Annotated in this window: 18 protein-coding genes; 3 read left to right on the forward strand and 15 right to left on the reverse strand. The window is 34.3% G+C overall.

Annotation, left to right across the window (positions count from 1 at the left end; translation table 11 throughout):
- Positions 1 to 164 precede the first annotated feature (164 nt).
- The 9 genes from AC4BB5_RS15165 to udk form a co-directional block, all read right to left on the reverse strand.
- Entirely contained in the window at positions 165 to 506 is a 342-nt protein-coding gene (locus AC4BB5_RS15165) for a type II toxin-antitoxin system PemK/MazF family toxin (RefSeq protein ID WP_025873157.1), read from the reverse strand.
- A gap of 523 nt (positions 507 to 1,029) precedes the next feature.
- A complete protein-coding gene (locus AC4BB5_RS15170; protein ID WP_490456930.1) occupies positions 1,030 to 2,538 on the reverse strand; it encodes a PASTA domain-containing protein in 1,509 nt (502 codons plus the stop codon).
- On the reverse strand, positions 2,531 to 3,205 hold the full coding sequence (locus AC4BB5_RS15175; protein WP_207110865.1) for an ABC transporter ATP-binding protein: 675 nt from the start codon (positions 3,203 to 3,205) through the stop codon (positions 2,531 to 2,533). Before AC4BB5_RS15175 ends, AC4BB5_RS15170 begins: the two co-directional genes overlap by 8 nt.
- A gap of 12 nt (positions 3,206 to 3,217) precedes the next feature.
- Positions 3,218 to 4,702: an FtsX-like permease family protein gene (locus AC4BB5_RS15180; RefSeq protein ID WP_490456931.1), complete on the reverse strand. Its 1,485-nt coding sequence runs from the start codon at positions 4,700 to 4,702 to the stop codon at positions 3,218 to 3,220.
- A 94-nt stretch (positions 4,703 to 4,796) separates the two neighbouring features.
- Positions 4,797 to 5,474, reverse strand: coding sequence for an ATP-binding cassette domain-containing protein (locus tag AC4BB5_RS15185; protein ID WP_490456932.1), 678 nt, complete (start codon positions 5,472 to 5,474; stop codon positions 4,797 to 4,799).
- Complete coding sequence (locus tag AC4BB5_RS15190; protein WP_490456933.1) at positions 5,471 to 6,811, reverse strand: ABC transporter permease; 1,341 nt, start codon at positions 6,809 to 6,811, stop codon at positions 5,471 to 5,473. The genes AC4BB5_RS15185 and AC4BB5_RS15190 overlap by 4 nt, the downstream gene beginning before the upstream one ends.
- A gap of 57 nt (positions 6,812 to 6,868) precedes the next feature.
- On the reverse strand, positions 6,869 to 7,960 hold the full coding sequence (locus tag AC4BB5_RS15195; RefSeq protein WP_490456934.1) for a sensor histidine kinase: 1,092 nt from the start codon (positions 7,958 to 7,960) through the stop codon (positions 6,869 to 6,871).
- Positions 7,951 to 8,619: a response regulator transcription factor gene (locus AC4BB5_RS15200; RefSeq protein ID WP_490459082.1), complete on the reverse strand. Its 669-nt coding sequence runs from the start codon at positions 8,617 to 8,619 to the stop codon at positions 7,951 to 7,953. The genes AC4BB5_RS15195 and AC4BB5_RS15200 overlap by 10 nt, the downstream gene beginning before the upstream one ends.
- A gap of 179 nt (positions 8,620 to 8,798) precedes the next feature.
- A complete protein-coding gene (gene udk, locus AC4BB5_RS15205; RefSeq protein WP_490456935.1) occupies positions 8,799 to 9,428 on the reverse strand; it encodes a uridine kinase in 630 nt (209 codons plus the stop codon).
- Between the two features lie 145 nt (positions 9,429 to 9,573).
- On the opposite strand from udk, the gene AC4BB5_RS15210 reads away from it, so the two are divergent.
- Positions 9,574 to 10,026: a GNAT family N-acetyltransferase gene (locus tag AC4BB5_RS15210; protein ID WP_490456936.1), complete on the forward strand. Its 453-nt coding sequence runs from the start codon at positions 9,574 to 9,576 to the stop codon at positions 10,024 to 10,026.
- Between the two features lie 50 nt (positions 10,027 to 10,076).
- On the opposite strand, the gene AC4BB5_RS15215 is transcribed toward AC4BB5_RS15210, so the two are convergent.
- Both AC4BB5_RS15215 and AC4BB5_RS15220 read right to left on the reverse strand, forming a co-directional pair.
- On the reverse strand, positions 10,077 to 10,763 hold the full coding sequence (locus AC4BB5_RS15215; RefSeq protein ID WP_490456937.1) for a YjjG family noncanonical pyrimidine nucleotidase: 687 nt from the start codon (positions 10,761 to 10,763) through the stop codon (positions 10,077 to 10,079).
- On the reverse strand, positions 10,753 to 11,508 hold the full coding sequence (locus tag AC4BB5_RS15220; RefSeq protein WP_490456938.1) for a 16S rRNA pseudouridine(516) synthase: 756 nt from the start codon (positions 11,506 to 11,508) through the stop codon (positions 10,753 to 10,755). Before AC4BB5_RS15220 ends, AC4BB5_RS15215 begins: the two co-directional genes overlap by 11 nt.
- A 509-nt stretch (positions 11,509 to 12,017) precedes the next feature.
- Here AC4BB5_RS15220 and AC4BB5_RS15225 point away from each other — a divergent pair.
- Positions 12,018 to 12,629 carry a 50S ribosomal protein L25/general stress protein Ctc gene (locus AC4BB5_RS15225; RefSeq protein ID WP_490456939.1) on the forward strand — a complete coding sequence of 204 codons (612 nt, stop codon included), beginning with the start codon at positions 12,018 to 12,020 and terminating at the stop codon, positions 12,627 to 12,629.
- Positions 12,630 to 12,810: 181 nt separating this feature from the next.
- Positions 12,811 to 13,131 carry a DUF960 domain-containing protein gene (locus tag AC4BB5_RS15230; protein ID WP_490456940.1) on the forward strand — a complete coding sequence of 107 codons (321 nt, stop codon included), beginning with the start codon at positions 12,811 to 12,813 and terminating at the stop codon, positions 13,129 to 13,131.
- 67 nt (positions 13,132 to 13,198) lie between these two features.
- Here AC4BB5_RS15230 and AC4BB5_RS15235 read toward each other — a convergent pair whose 3' ends face one another.
- The 4 genes from AC4BB5_RS15235 to amaP are packed head-to-tail and all read right to left on the reverse strand — an operon-like array spanning position 13,199 to position 14,784.
- Positions 13,199 to 13,447: a GlsB/YeaQ/YmgE family stress response membrane protein gene (locus AC4BB5_RS15235; RefSeq protein WP_490456941.1), complete on the reverse strand. Its 249-nt coding sequence runs from the start codon at positions 13,445 to 13,447 to the stop codon at positions 13,199 to 13,201.
- A 35-nt stretch (positions 13,448 to 13,482) separates the two neighbouring features.
- Entirely contained in the window at positions 13,483 to 13,953 is a 471-nt protein-coding gene (locus AC4BB5_RS15240; RefSeq protein WP_490456942.1) for an Asp23/Gls24 family envelope stress response protein, read from the reverse strand.
- 38 nt (positions 13,954 to 13,991) lie between these two features.
- Positions 13,992 to 14,207 carry a DUF2273 domain-containing protein gene (locus AC4BB5_RS15245; RefSeq protein WP_490456943.1) on the reverse strand — a complete coding sequence of 72 codons (216 nt, stop codon included), beginning with the start codon at positions 14,205 to 14,207 and terminating at the stop codon, positions 13,992 to 13,994.
- A gap of 13 nt (positions 14,208 to 14,220) precedes the next feature.
- Entirely contained in the window at positions 14,221 to 14,784 is a 564-nt protein-coding gene (gene amaP, locus AC4BB5_RS15250) for an alkaline shock response membrane anchor protein AmaP (RefSeq protein WP_490456944.1), read from the reverse strand.
- Positions 14,785 to 15,032: the final 248 nt, after the last annotated feature.

Here is a 15,032-nt window from a genome sequence, read left to right on the forward strand (position 1 = left end):
TCTCAATCACTTAGAATCCGTATTAACGATAGGATCAGAAGCGGCTTATACTTCATCGTCAAAAAAGCATACTCGCTAATCAATTTGGCCTAATTACTACCCTAATTTTTCAATCCGATGTTACGAATATTTATGTATATCTTTACCTATGTACTACTCCCCAATTAACGAATACCAATACTTATTTTCAGTGCTTGGTTGACTTTTAGCATATCGTCTTCTTGCAACTGACAAATTTTGTGAAGAATTCGTTCTTTATCCAGTGTTCGGATTTGTTCTAGTAATACCAACGACGGTGTCATTCGATCGTCATGGGGTATATCCACCTTGACTTGTGTTGGCTGCATCTTCTTATTTACATTCCTAGTAATAGGCGCAACAATCAACGTCGGACTAAATAAATTTCCTTTGTTATTTTGAATAATCAATACTGGTCTAATTCCTCCTTGCTCTGAACCAACAACTGGTGAGAGATTTGCATAAAAGATTTCTCCCCTTCGCATCATAATACTTTAATCACCCCTAACTCACAAAAACTTCTTCTTTGTAAATTATATCATGCTTTTATAGTAAAATTTTTCAATATTTTGTGCCAACCCTTGAAAACTTTGATAAACTCTTAAAAAAAGTGGATTTCATGAGAGAAAAAAATGAAATGCCTATTTCTAATAAAACATATATTATCCATTAAATCACATTTTAAATAGGCTCCATTTATCTTGAAAATAGCACAAATATACATTTATATAACTAATAATTGAACTAAAAGTTATTCAATACAATGTTTTTTTAGCATTTCAACTGAAATTAATAATAAATTTTTACACAAAAAAATTTTTTTATATTTTTATGTTTCTATAAAATAAAAAATTTACATCCGAATAAACCAATCTAAAAAAAATATTCTCTTTATCCATCTATTCTCTTAACAAAAAAACCTCATTGTTTTTTTACTTATTTCTCATCCTCATTTTACTAAAAAAGAAACCAGGATACGTTGCTTTCCTGATTTCTCTAGTTTTTACTATTTTATTGTGGCGCATCTTTTGTGTTAGTTTCATTATCAGAATTCTTTTCTGAGGATTTTGGAGTGTAGTTTGATGCTCCTGATAAATTACCTAAGCTGATATCCAACGTTACAGTATAATCCAATGGGACATATAAATTATACGCACTCATGCCCACAACTGTTCCTTTTGTCTCAGCAGAATCGACATATCTAACTGTGTATTGAATATTCGCGCCTTTTGATTGAAACTCATCATAAAACTGTTTTTGTAAGTCTCCCTCTAATGTATTCCCTCTTAAATCTTTAATATAGGGCTGACCTGCAGAGTAATAGACTTTTACTTTTAAATCATCTTTACTTGTCAGTTGAGTTCCCGCTTCAACGCTTTGAGAGATCAACTGACCGTATGGTATGTTATTTGTAAAAACACTTTTAGCTTGGACAGTTAATCCATCAACAGCGGTTCCCGCTTCTTCTTGTGTATAGTCGGAAAAATTTGGGACACTATACCCTTTACCTAACGATACTCTCACAGTCAAACTGTCTTTTTTAGCAACTTTTTGATCTTTAGCAATACTTTGAGAAATAATGCTTTCTGCTGGAATTTCTGCCGAACTAGCTTCTTCATATGTTACTTTTATATCATTGGTTTTGGCCCAACTCTCAACTTCCGACTTCATTTTTTTCGTAAAATCAGGAACCGAAATATTTTTTTCAAAGGTTTCTTTGCCCTTAGAGTAGTACATGTTGGCTTTATCTTTGCGTTTGTAATTTTCTTTTGTTACTTCTTTATTGACGATTTCAAAGCGAGCGGGCTTCCCTTTTTCTAAGGTATCACTATATTCATCTATAAGAGATACATTATCTGCTTTGTTATCCTTAATCCATTTTTCCACGTCTGCTTTTTTCATTGTCATAAAATCAGGCAAGTTCAATTTTTCTTCGGGATCTGCGCCTATACTTGATTCAACTGTTAATTCAGCACCTTTTTTGATTTTGCTGCCTTTTTTTACTTTTTGCGAAATTACTTTATTCGCTTCTATCTTCTCACTGTATGTTTGATCCACTTTTAATTTCACTTTATTTTCAGTTGCCCAAGTTCGCACTTCGGCTAAATCCTTTCCAGAAAAATCTGGAAGCGCAACATGTGTTATTTGATAGTAACCAAAGTACAGAATACAAATTGCTACAACAGTCCCCATTCCTATCAGTAAAAATTTTTGTCTCCTTTTCTTATGATAGGTCGGGTCTATTTCTGTTCCATCATCTAGCTGATTTCTTCTCGTTTGAGAAGTTGCTTCTTGTTCAGTTTCAAAAGAAGAAGACGAGTTAGCAGCTTTCAGATCAGCCGCATCGACTGGTCCAATCTTGGTTTGCGGTCCACTCGTTCCTTCAGTGAACGATTTATCTAATGAAGATTCTGTTGATTCCTGTTTTGTTTGTTCTTCTTTGTCAGTTTCTGCCCGAAACTTTTTTTCTTTCGTATCATCGTAATTCGATTTATTGAAATTAGATAAAAAATCACTCATTCAACATCAACTCACCTTGCTTAAGAAAATAAGTTTTATCTGATTGTTTTGCTATTTCATTAGAATGGGTAACGACAATCACACATTTATTATGCGTTTCAGCCAAATCTTTAAAGATATCTACGATTTCTTGCTCCATTCCTTCATCCAGATTCCCTGTCGGTTCATCAGCCAGAATAATATCGACATTCGTTGCTAAGGCTCTTGCAATCGCCACACGTTGCTGTTCCCCACCTGATAATTGTCCTACCAAGCGATCTGCTTTCGCTTTATTGATACCAATATAATCCAATAAATTATACGCTACTTCACGATTATCTTTAGGCATATCATTATCCGTGATTGACATCGCCACTAGAACATTTTCTAAAGCCGTTAAATAAGGAACCAAATTGTAACTTTGAAAGATGATACTGATATCATCTCTGCGATACTTTTCCAATCCAATTTTTTTGATGTTCTGACCTTTGTATAAAACTTCGCCAGATTTTGGTTCATCTAACGCACTGATTAAAGAAAGAAAAGTTGTTTTTCCTGAACCAGATTGGCCTAAGATCGTATAAAATTGCCCTTGTTCAAAATTGATCGATGTATCTTGTAAAATCATTCGTCGCTTGTCTCCATCTTGATAAAAGTAGCTGACGTTTTTTGTTTGTAATATTGTCATATTGGTTTCCTCCTACATCATGATTTTCTTTGGATTCAACCGTAAGACATAGGTCAAAGGCAAAATCGCAGATAATAGAACCGTGCTCAATCCTGCAATCAAGAATGTCACGATATAGCTAATTGAGAATTTCACTTCATACGCACTAGTAACGTCTTCTGTTGTTAACGTTGGCATACTCGCTCCAGTACCTCCGAGCATCATCGCACTACCATTACTTGCCGTATCTCCAGTTTGCGAAAATGCATCGCTGGCAATCAAAGACTCTGAGACCATTTTCCCAAGAATATTCCCTGTAATCAAAGATAAGCACATCGCCACTAGACTGATCAACAACAATTCAATTAGGATCTGTTGCATGACCTTTGCTCTTGTTTCCCCCAACGATAGATAAATACCCAGTTCATGCTTGCGGTCACGTAAAAAGAGAATAACTACCAATGAAATGATTAATAGAGTTGCACCAATTGCTAAAAATACTACATAACCAGAAATTTGTGACATTTTTTTGAATGTACCGCCAACTTGATCATACTGATCGGTTGAAGCTGTTAACTTATATCCTTCTGGTATCATCGATTTTGCTTCTTCTTTGAACGCTTCGACATCTTCTGGAGTCTTCAACACATATACAGGCGTGATTTGATTCATGTCTTCTTGCGTCATATCTGTTCCATCGGATTTTTTATAACGATCTGGTAACACTGATTTTCCTTTTTCAAATTCTACTTTATTAATATTCATCACTGCATCATTTGGCATATAAACCGTATTGAATTGCTCGGTTTCCATAAATTGCTCTTGGACCCCTTTTTGATCTTTTCCATCCGACTTTTTCTTTTCAATACTTGTCGGTTCGAATATGCCAATAATCTCTACTGGATGGTCTAGACTCGCTAACTCTTCCATCGAGCCATCTTGTTTATAATCCATAATTGAGCTATCTAAGACAACTTTGTCCCCAACGTTGAAACCATTTGCTTCCGCTAGTTTTTTGGAAATGATCGCAACATCTTTACCATTATTAATTTCATCTTGCTTGAATGTTCGCCCTTCAACCAAATTGACTTTTTTATCTTTGAAATCCAATGGTTCTAGTAAATTGTTCCCTTTAAGGCTCAGCATTTCAGGCATTCCGCCCATTGTTGCACTGTTCTCCATTTCATAGGTTTTGATTTTTTTTACAAAAAAATTGGTTTGCACATTATAGTCAAATTCTTTCACGTACGTTGACTTACCCAATTTTTTAACGTCATCAACTTTTAATGCGGAGGGTGAAAAAGATTGTCCCTCATCCATCATCTTTTGATAATCTAACTCGACACTCACTGTAGCTCCTAAGTCATGTTTGATTTTCTTTTCAACATTTGCAGTCGATTGCTGAATTGCGATAGACCCTGCAATCACATTTCCTAATATAAAAATAACAGCAAATAAAATAATTGATTTCCCTTTTCTCCTTGTAACACTGCACAATGCTCGATTCCAATAGTTCATAAACTCTTCCTTCCTACTTAAAAACAATGAAAAAAATTCTTAAGAAGCCATCATTACACTATTCCATCGAGTCTGCAACAACCCTTGATTTACTCTAAAGTTTTTTATTTTCAACATTGTCTTTGATAAATGATAGTTTCCCACCATTCAATCCCCATAATTCATCAACGTATTCAGCAATCACTTTTGATTGTGAGCTGATGATGATACACTTTTTTTCATTTTTTGCGTATATACGTATGTACTCCATGACCATTTTTAGTGAAAGTTCACTTAATGACGCCACAGGCTCGTCAATTATGACAATCTCTGGATCATTAATTATTGCTTTGGCTAAATAAACACGTTGTTGATTAGAATTAGATAATTTTTTTATTTTTTGGTTTGACAGTTTTTTATCGATTCCCACTTTTTTCAAAGCTTCATATAAATGGTCATTTCCTTGTCTACGAGAATTGAGTGTAGACAATTTTAGAGTCGTCAAAGCTGTTTCATTTGGGAGTAGATTATACTGTTGAAAAATTGTTCCTACTTCCTGTTGACGATAATTATCTCGATCGATTTTATCAAGGTTTTTATTTTTAAAAAGGATTTCACCTGAATCAACTGAATCTATTCCAGCACTCAATGCAAGTAATGCGGTTTTTCCTACTCCGCTTTTTCCTAAAATGCCATAAACCCTCCCCAATGAAAAATCAATCGTCACATCATCTAATACAGTCACTTTGGTTTTTTTATGCGTATATACTATATTTTTAAGAGAGAGAATCATGATTCGCTTATGTTCCTTTCTAACAAAAATTCAATTGGTTCAAATTTGAAAATCTTATAACTTTCGACGGATGTGATTGTAATCAAGAATAGACAGGCAATTCCAATCATCATAATCAGAGAGTGATTGTTGATCGTCATCGGAATCGATGTAATAGCTTCTGCTTCTCCAGTTCCCATGATGCTAAACAGTTGGTCAACATTTCCCAGCAGTAGTTTTTGACTTTTTAGTTGCCAATCAGCGATTGGTTGTACGATCCGACTTGCCATCACGAAAGATAAACTAAAACTAACGATTGTCACAGCAAACATTTCGATCAATCGACTACTGATCAACTGCTTTTTGGTGATTCCAATATTCCGCATCACACAAACTTCTGTTTGTTTTTGTTTAAACGTTCGAATTGAGAATAATACCAACCCAAAATTACCGAATATCAGTAACCCTAGCAAAATGGTGCCAGCTAAAGCTCCTAGTCCGTTAACTGGATTTAAGAGTATATTCATGTTTGCTTCATTTGTCATGACCTGATACTCACTAGGCAGACCTTTTGCTTGAATTTCTTTAAGAAAAGCATCAAAATTGTCCATGTTTGCTAATTCATACGTTACACTGCTGTATCCTAAACGATTAAAATTTTCTACAGTCTGCAACGTTTCCCAGGTTGTAAAAACATCATTTTCCTGCATTATCGGTTCACTAGCCCCACTGGATTTGGTTTTATTCTTAGGCTGGTACATCCCAGCAATAACCAACGTTTCCTTCTTCATTTGATTATTTCCTACCACTGTTACTTGAATTGAATCGCCTATTTTAAGCTGGTTCAGCTGAGCAAACTCATTGCTGATCAAACATTCATTTATTTTAAGATCTGTGCTCCCTGCACTGATTTCCATGCTACTTTTTGAAAGTTCTTCAGCAAGGTCTTCAATCCCTAACCAATTAGCGACCGATTCATAATAACTTTTCTCAAACTCGTCGCCTTCCAATTTTTGAAATTGAAGTGGACTTGGCGTTTTTAATGTTTTTAATGTTTCAAATGAAATTGGAGCACCTGCTACCATCTGTATGCCATTTACATACTTCGATTCTTCAAATTTGAGATACTGTTCTTTTGTTATTTTTTTTTCATGCGGTAAATTACTTAAATCTGGTTCAAGAATCGTTACTAGTGTCGTAAACTGCTTACTGTAATTTTTTACGAACAGTTTAGCAGAGAGATACATGGTATTTGTCACCATTGAACCTAAAAACAAAAGAAATAAAATGATACCAACTAGTAAATAATTCCAAAAATGACTTCTAAGATTTAAGAAAGCATGTTTAAAGACGAACATGTTCTTACTCTCCTCCTTTCTTGCTCCTACAATACCAAATCAATTGTTAACTGAATGTTAACTTTCAGCAATTTGTGGAAATGATAGATAGAAAGTAGACCCTTGATCCTTTTTACTTTCAACATACACAAACCCTTTACATAAGTCACAAACATGAGAAACGACGGATAAACCAATACCGTAGCCATCTTGTTTTAACCCGTTGATTCGATAATTATGATTAAAAATAGTGGCATGAACTGCAGGATCAATTCCTTTGCCATGGTCTTTGATCTCAACGATGATACTGCCTTTTTGATTATTGACCGAAACTTCAATAGGCTTGCTGTCGCCATATTTGATTGCATTATCCACTAAATTTGAGACTGCGCGATAAATCCAGCGGTTTTTACCTAAAATCAGAGTTGACTCGATTTCGTCAAAAGAAAAAGTCAAATTAGGATAAGTTTTACGATATGTATCGCAAACTTCTGCACAAATCAATGAAACATCTACCCTTTCACTCATCACTTCTTCCGTACTGTTTGAAAGTGTTAAAATATCATCGATACTATCCGTCAAACGATCTAGTATATGCAGATTGCCCGTTTCATTTTGCTTTAGTTCTAAATCAGCTCTTAAAATGGCGATAGCATTTTTTTGTTCGTGCGTTAGGTAACTACTAAGTCTCTTATAATCATTTAGATTTCCATCAAGTTTATCCTTTAGTTGTTTAAATGCTTTAGCAACAGACTTATCTTCGACTTTTTCTTCTGAAAAATTTTCTAAAAACTGCAAATCATGAATGATTGAAACCATTTGCTTCGTATAAATCCGTCGTAAAACAACCCACAAAGTCATTGTCAGAACTAAAATAGCCGAACAAACCACTAAAATAATCATCGGTAAATACTTCAATAAGCTGTTTAAATAAATATCGTCTAATGCTTGTGTACTGACCAATTCAGATGCTTTAAGTTCAACTGTTGCTGTTGGTTGAGTTATCGTCTTATTTGCATCATTCACTACATAAACAGCAGAGCCGATCGACTGACCTACATTTAATGAACTCCAGTTACTTTTCAATACAAAAAAACCACCACTGATAATCAAAATAACAAAAAATGCAAACGTCAAGACGGTTAAACTAATTTTTAAATTTATTCGCATATTTGATATCCTTTCGCTCTAATCGTTTTTAGTAATTCTTTTCCGGAGGCTTTGGCAAGCTGTTTTTTTAATCGTGCAAGATGAACTCTTAACACAGAAGAAAATGGATCAAAATTTTCATCATACACATGTTCAGCTATCTCCTCTGTCGAAACAACGGCTGGATACTGTTGCGCGATGCACAATAAAATGTCAAATTCTTTTGGTTTTAATACTACTTCTATATCTTTATAGCAAACAAAACGCTTCACTGGATCGATCATCAATTGATTGATTTGGATATGGGGTTGCGAACGACCATGAAAACGCCGAATAACCGCACGAATGCGGGCAACTAATTCTATTAATTCAAAAGGCTTTACTAAATAATCATCTGCGCCAAAATCAAGTCCTTTTGCTCTTTCTTCGATTTCATCTCTGGCTGTAATAATAATGATTGGACTGTTTATACTTGATTCTCTTAAAAAGTTTAAAATAGAGAGTCCATCCTTATCGGGTAAATTCAAATCCAATAAAATGGCATCGTATGAGTTTACATACGCTTTTTCTTCTCCCTCAATACCAGAAAAAGCTAGATCCACTGAGAAACTTTCCTGTTCTAATCCCTTTTTTACCGAGGCAGCTAATTCGCGATTGTCTTCAATAATCAAAATTCTCATCCACATACGTTCCTTCCAAAGTTTCTGATTTTCTTGTCAATAGTTATCTCATAAGATACTATACCTAAGAATGATTTGTCTATGTTTCCTTTTCAACAACTAAGATAAAATAACAAAAAAAGCACCCGAGGAACTTGATAAAACCAAGTCCAGTGGGTGTTTTTTAATCTTCTATCTACCTATATTTCATGTAAAATACTTGCCACTTTAGTCGTAATCAAATCAATTGCTACATGATTTTCTCCACCTTCTGGAACAATCACATCCGCATATCGTTTCGTTGGCTCAATAAATTGATGGTACATCGGTTTGACCACAGTCAAATACTGTTCAATAACAGAATCCAAGGTTCTTCCGCGCTCTTCCATATCACGTTTGATTCTTCTGATGATACGGATATCATCATCTGTATCCACATATAATTTAATATCCATCAATTCTCTTAAACGGGCATCTTCCAAAATCAGAATTCCTTCTAAGATAATAACTTCTTTCGGTTCTTGAATAATAATGTCCGAACTCCGTGTATGTGCGACATAATCATAGACTGGTTTTTCAATCGTCTCATAATTAATCAGTTGTTGTAAATGTTTGATCAGCAAGTCTGTATCAAATGCAAAGGGATGATCGTAATTAGTTGCTAACCTTTCTTCAAAACTTAAATGACTTTGATCTTTGTAATAAGAATCTTGTTCTAGCATCATGATAGAATGGTTGGGAAAATGATTGAAGATTGCTCGACTGACACTAGTTTTCCCACTGCCGGAACCACCAGTAACACCAATCACGATTGGTTGAGTATTTTTCATTCAATGAAACCTCTCTCTTATGTGTAATAGTCATAATAACCTTTTTCTATTATAATAGAAACGAGCCAGAAAGCTACAATTTTATCTATTTATTTTTTAAACTTATTCATTTATTTGCTAGGTTTATTAGAAAGGAAAAAATAGTATGACAATTAGAGAAATTCAAAACCTCCAGACAACTCACTATGACTTATTATTATCAGCGGATCCAGCTAAACATTTAGTAGACGATTATGTAAAACGGGGCTTGTGTTTTGACATTCTGTTCAATAAATCTGTAGCAGGTATCTTAGTCTTACTTCCTACTAGACCAGAAACACTGGAAATCGTCAATATTGCAGTCGCTGAAAACTACCAAGGTCAAGGGTTTGGTAAAAAATTGATCCAATTTGCCTTAGCTTACGCCACAAATAATCATTACAAAACCGTAGAAATCGGCACTGGCAGTACTAGTTTTGGACAATTATATCTTTATCAAAAATGCGGATTTCGACTGACGAGTATTGATCGTGACTTTTTCCTTCGTCATTATCAGGAAGAAATTGTCGAAAATAAACTTGTTTTAAAAGACATGGTTCGCTTAAGTATCGATCTATAACCATAAAACAGCGACCACGAGAACTGTTCAAAACTCGTAATCGCTGTTTCTTATTGTTCTAATACATTAAAAATCTCGTCTAGCCGACTGATTTCATATGTTGGCTGGATATCAGGTATCACTGGCTGTTTCGATGGATTCAACCAAAGTGTCTGAATGTTTGATAAGTTCCCACCTTTGATATCCGATGCAAGTGAATCTCCAATGATCAGTGTCTTTTCTCGATCAAAACTAGGAATTCGTTCAAAAACATAATCAAAATATTCCTTCATCGGTTTTTGATAACCAACTTCTTCTGAAACAAAGATATCCTTGAAAAATGAAGTCATTTTTGAATCATTTAATCGTTGATATTGTGTTTTGGCGACACCATTTGTCACAATATATAGGTCATAATCTGGTTGAAGCCGTTCAATAATTTTTTTACTGTTCCCTAACAGATCATGGCCTTGACTTAAATGATAGCGATATTGTTCGCCCATTTTTTCCCCATCAACATTTTTATTCAACTGAGCAAATAGCAAACTAAAACGTGTATCGGTAACTGTCTTTTTATCTGTTTTGCCTTGCTCAAATTCGCGCCATAACTGACTATTGATTTTTTTATAAGTCGCTTCTATTTCATCTGTTAAGAAAAGTCCTTCTTCTTGAAAAAGTGCTTGTAAGGCTTTTTTTTCTGTTAATTGAAAATCTAATAATGTATCATCGACATCAAATAATAACGTTTTAAATTTCATGTTCCACGCTCTTTTCTTTTTTATGAATAGTAAAATAAGGCAATAGTGTCTGTAATTCTTCTTGATTTAAAGGACGGTATTCCCCTAAGCTAAGTGTAGGATCTAAATGGATTGGTCCCATTGATAACCGTTTTAAATAAATCACTTTTTTCCCTACAGCTAAAAACATTTTCTTGACTTGATGGAACTTCCCTTCGGTGATGTCTAAATAGGCACGACCCTCATTTTTCTCTGAGGATAGAATCACCAGTTCTGCTGATTTACATTTTTTTCCATCAGAAAAAACGATTCCTTCATCAAATGCCTGACAATCACACTGTGTCAGTGGTTCATTCACGATAACTTCATACCGCTTTGACACTTTTTTATGTGGCAATAGTAATTGGTATCCCAACTGGCCATTATCGGTCAGCAGCAACAATCCTTCTGTATCACGATCTAATCGGCCGATAGGATATAAGCCTGATCTTTGATCGCTTGTACTAATTAAATCAATGACCGTTTGATGCAAGGCATCTTTGACGGCCGTTACAACACCTTGAGGCTTATTCAACATGTAATAAACATGTGTGGTTTTCTGAATTTTTTTATCACCAACAAAAATGTCTTGTAGGACAGCATCTACATTTAGGCTTCCATTCAAAATGATCTGTCCATCTACAGTCACTTGTTTACTACGAATCAAGGTTTTGACTTTTCTTCTAGAGCCAATTTTTTCTTGTTCCAATAATTTATCCAAACGCATTTTTTCTCCTCATTTCAATTAATAGTTTAGTACAAACTTACTCGAATGAAAAGTAAACAAGATAGTAAACGCGGTTGATATTTTTCTAGAGTACACTTTAAGTAAAAATTAAAAGACTCCACTTCCCTTGACTTAACTTGGGATTCGCGTTATGGTTGATATAGAAAGTGAATAAGGTTTCTCAAAAACAGCGTAATGACCTGGGAGAGAATAAGATATCATATGAAATTTTCCCCTGGATAATTGTGCACAATTATTCGGGATTTTTTGTCTTTGCTGTCCTTTTTTTGTTGAAGCTGCTTGTTCGTTTCATAGACGAACAAGAGAACTTTAGCTAAGTTACGGCTTTTACAAGTTTAAACGAAGCATCAGCGAAACTCCTTTTTTACATTATTTTGCTTTTTGTAGATAACCAAATATAAATTCATTTTGATTTATCAAGCTATATGGGTTAGTTCTTCAGAACTAAATGAACCCATTACGCTTTAAATTTAAGGAGGATTTTGGTTATGTCAGTATCGTTAGAAGTTAAAGAAAGAGCTGTCCGTCCACGTTCCCTAAGAAATCAACTACGTCACACTGGTCAAGTTCCTGCCGTTGTTTATGGGTTTGAAATGGAAAGTACCCCTGTTTCCGTTGATGAAAAAGAATTAACAAAAGTTTTGCGCGATAATGGTGTTAACGCTGTTATTACAATGAATGTTGGTGGTAAAAAAATCAATACGCTGATGTATAAAGCGCAATTAGATACGTTTACAAGTAAAATTAAACATGTTGAATTTTTAGCTGTAAACATGAAAGAAGCAACAGAAGTAGAAGCTGAAATCGTTCTTGTTGGTGAGTCTGAAGGAGTTAAAGTTGGTGGTGAGTTAACACAAAACTTATATAATGTTTTAGTTTCAGCTACACCAGATAAATTACCAGAACGTGTGGAAGTTGACATTACTAAACTTGCGATTGGTGATGCAGTTACGGTCGCTGATTTACCCAAAAATAAAGATTATGACATCATTACTGATGGTGAAGAACAAATCGTAGCAGTTACAGAAGCAAAAGCAGCTACTGAAGAAAGTTCTGAAGAAGCAGCTGAACCTACAGTAATTGGTGAAAAACCAGAATAATTGCCTGATTGACATAGATGAAAAAAGACAAGGACTTTTTACCTTGTCTTTTTTTTAATTACAAATAAATAAACAGTTTTTTGAGCGTTACTGTTGCTTTTTTTTATGAAACATCACAGAAGCGAGTTTTGACTAAATAAGGTATACTATTGATATTAGATAGATAAAGGGGGTCAAAAAAATGGTTGAAAGTTTTGATAGTGAACGTAGCCGTTATGCTTCTTTAGGTGTGGTTGAAAGCCTGCCTAGCGCCTTAATTGACAGTATCTGGTTAATTATTGATTTGGATCTAAAAGGAGTTATTCCACTTACAAACATGCTGTATTTTGATTTGATAGATAATGGCGGGAAAGTAACTGTCCATTTTTCACAAGAAATCAGTGATGTTCAAATGGCCGTTGACTTACCTTTCCCTTATTCTGAAGAGTATCCATCTCAAATTTTTGCTTTTGATGATGGGAATAAAGAGACTATTTTATTGCCCGCCGAAATGTTGGAATAGTAAACATAACTCAATTAAATAAAAAATAGTTCTGATAGGTTTAAATAACCTTTCAGAACTATTTTTATTAAGCCATTCGCTTAGCAATAAACGAATAAATAGCAATACAGATTATAGCACCAATCAAAGCAGAAATAATTGGAAATCCACCAATGACTGGTCCAAAGTCTCCTAGAATCATTGTTCCAACCCAGCTGCCGATAAACCCGACAATGATGTTACCAATCACACCACCTGGGACATCTTTACCTAAAATCGCTCCTGCAATGGCACCTAGTACACCACCGACAATTAATGACCAGATAAAACTTAACATAGTTATTTCCTCCTCTATTTTGATTTATTTCATCACTATTCTAAAATACGAGTGCCATTTTCTTTATTTTTATCCTCTTCATTCTCATCTTTTTTCTTAGTTTCAAATTTTTCTGCGTATTGTTCTTTCGTCATGATATCATCAACGTTCATATTAAACTCAATAACATCCAGCCCTGTCATATTTTTCACTTCTTCTGCAACTTTTTTAGTTGCTGTATCAAATACCTGAGCAATATTTTTTCCATATTCCCCAATCACATCTAAATCAATGGCAACTTGTTTTGTTCCAACTTCCGCACTGATTCCTTTAGTTGGATTGTTTCCATTTGTAAATTTGTCGGTCAAGTTTGTAATGGCATTTCCGCTCAATCCTAAAATACCAGGAATTTCTGATACAGCGATACCAGCAATTTTTTTCACGACTTGATCGTCAAATGTTAATTTAGTTTTGATGCCACTTGCATTTGTTCCTTCAGTTGTGTTTCCATTTGCTTTGTTATCCATTTTCTTCTCAACCTTTCTGAATTTGATTTAATATATTTTTATCTTTCAAAAAAAGCTTGTATAGAAGCTATAATTGAAGAGATAGAGCGTTTTTCATCTTGCATTTTACCAATCAAATAACCGATCCCTATTAAAACAACTAGTAAAACTGTTTTCCAAAAACCGATTGTCATAAACAAGATACCAATTACGATGAATAAACCTGTAAAAATCACTTGATTGAGGTAAGGAGCTAAGATCATTCTTTTTTTCATTATACTTCCTCCTTTAAACCACACGAGATTCTTTATTCCCGCTTGGCAATAAGGTTGAATCTACCTTTTTCTTTTTGAAAATAAGTTTCGTTTTATTCGTCTCGATCATTGCCATATTTTGTAAAGCTTGAGGAATCAATTCTTGAATTTGTTTTCCTCTACTTAAAAACTGTTGTTGTTTTTCATCTGCTACCATGACTTCTACATCTGCTGTCTGTTTCTTTGTCAACCTTACTTTTACCTGTGTATTATCAATAGTGACAATTTTCTGCAATGAAGACTTCGCAATTGACTCTAAAGTATTCAAGGGCACGTTCACCTGACCTATGCTCTTTTTTATGCGTATTTGTTTTTTAGCAATCGGCTTGAATACAACTATCAAAAATGTTAAAAATAATACAGCCAAAAGAACAAAAAGGACAACTTGATAAAAATAAAACAACCAATCGTATTGAACTAGTAAATGACTAAAAAATGTACTTACAACACCTAAATCTACCATCTGAGAATACAAACCAGCGATCCCAAAAATACCAGCTATCAACAATAAAGCAACAAAACCTTTGATCAATCGCATCGTTTTCCCCTCCAACATTCCTTACTCTTTTGTAAAAGTTTCTTCCTGTCTATACATTTTATGTTAAACGCATCATCGAACAATTACAAAAGATACGCATGCTCTTTCACAGAACCCTAAAATTGTTCCAGACATCTTGTACTCTATAAAGACTCGTATGAATACAATCAGAACATTATTTTAACTAGAAAAATCAAGAGGACTTGTAAGGAAATTTCCTTACAAGTCCTCTTGATTTTCTCTTTTCT

This window comes from Enterococcus sp. AMC1252 (assembly GCF_058216515.1).

Excerpts from the sequence above, each read along its gene's own strand:
- AC4BB5_RS15195 (WP_490456934.1), bottom strand. The coding sequence starts at position 7,960 with ATGCGAATAAATTTAAAAATTAGTTTAACCGTCTTGACGTTTGCATTT.
- AC4BB5_RS15230 (WP_490456940.1), top strand. The coding sequence starts at position 12,811 with ATGGTTGAAAGTTTTGATAGTGAACGTAGCCGTTATGCTTCTTTAGGT.
- AC4BB5_RS15180 (WP_490456931.1), bottom strand. The coding sequence starts at position 4,702 with ATGAACTATTGGAATCGAGCATTGTGCAGTGTTACAAGGAGAAAAGGG.
- AC4BB5_RS15185 (WP_490456932.1), bottom strand. The coding sequence starts at position 5,474 with ATGATTCTCTCTCTTAAAAATATAGTATATACGCATAAAAAAACCAAA.
- AC4BB5_RS15165 (WP_025873157.1), bottom strand. The coding sequence starts at position 506 with ATGATGCGAAGGGGAGAAATCTTTTATGCAAATCTCTCACCAGTTGTT.
- AC4BB5_RS15210 (WP_490456936.1), top strand. The coding sequence starts at position 9,574 with ATGACAATTAGAGAAATTCAAAACCTCCAGACAACTCACTATGACTTA.
- amaP (WP_490456944.1), bottom strand. The coding sequence starts at position 14,784 with ATGCGATTGATCAAAGGTTTTGTTGCTTTATTGTTGATAGCTGGTATT.
- AC4BB5_RS15190 (WP_490456933.1), bottom strand. The coding sequence starts at position 6,811 with ATGTTCGTCTTTAAACATGCTTTCTTAAATCTTAGAAGTCATTTTTGG.
- AC4BB5_RS15200 (WP_490459082.1), bottom strand. The coding sequence starts at position 8,619 with ATGAGAATTTTGATTATTGAAGACAATCGCGAATTAGCTGCCTCGGTA.
- AC4BB5_RS15220 (WP_490456938.1), bottom strand. The coding sequence starts at position 11,508 with ATGCGTTTGGATAAATTATTGGAACAAGAAAAAATTGGCTCTAGAAGA.
- AC4BB5_RS15245 (WP_490456943.1), bottom strand. The coding sequence starts at position 14,207 with ATGAAAAAAAGAATGATCTTAGCTCCTTACCTCAATCAAGTGATTTTT.
- AC4BB5_RS15225 (WP_490456939.1), top strand. The coding sequence starts at position 12,018 with ATGTCAGTATCGTTAGAAGTTAAAGAAAGAGCTGTCCGTCCACGTTCC.
- AC4BB5_RS15240 (WP_490456942.1), bottom strand. The coding sequence starts at position 13,953 with ATGGATAACAAAGCAAATGGAAACACAACTGAAGGAACAAATGCAAGT.
- AC4BB5_RS15175 (WP_207110865.1), bottom strand. The coding sequence starts at position 3,205 with ATGACAATATTACAAACAAAAAACGTCAGCTACTTTTATCAAGATGGA.
- AC4BB5_RS15170 (WP_490456930.1), bottom strand. The coding sequence starts at position 2,538 with ATGAGTGATTTTTTATCTAATTTCAATAAATCGAATTACGATGATACG.
- udk (WP_490456935.1), bottom strand. The coding sequence starts at position 9,428 with ATGAAAAATACTCAACCAATCGTGATTGGTGTTACTGGTGGTTCCGGC.
- AC4BB5_RS15235 (WP_490456941.1), bottom strand. The coding sequence starts at position 13,447 with ATGTTAAGTTTTATCTGGTCATTAATTGTCGGTGGTGTACTAGGTGCC.
- AC4BB5_RS15215 (WP_490456937.1), bottom strand. The coding sequence starts at position 10,763 with ATGAAATTTAAAACGTTATTATTTGATGTCGATGATACATTATTAGAT.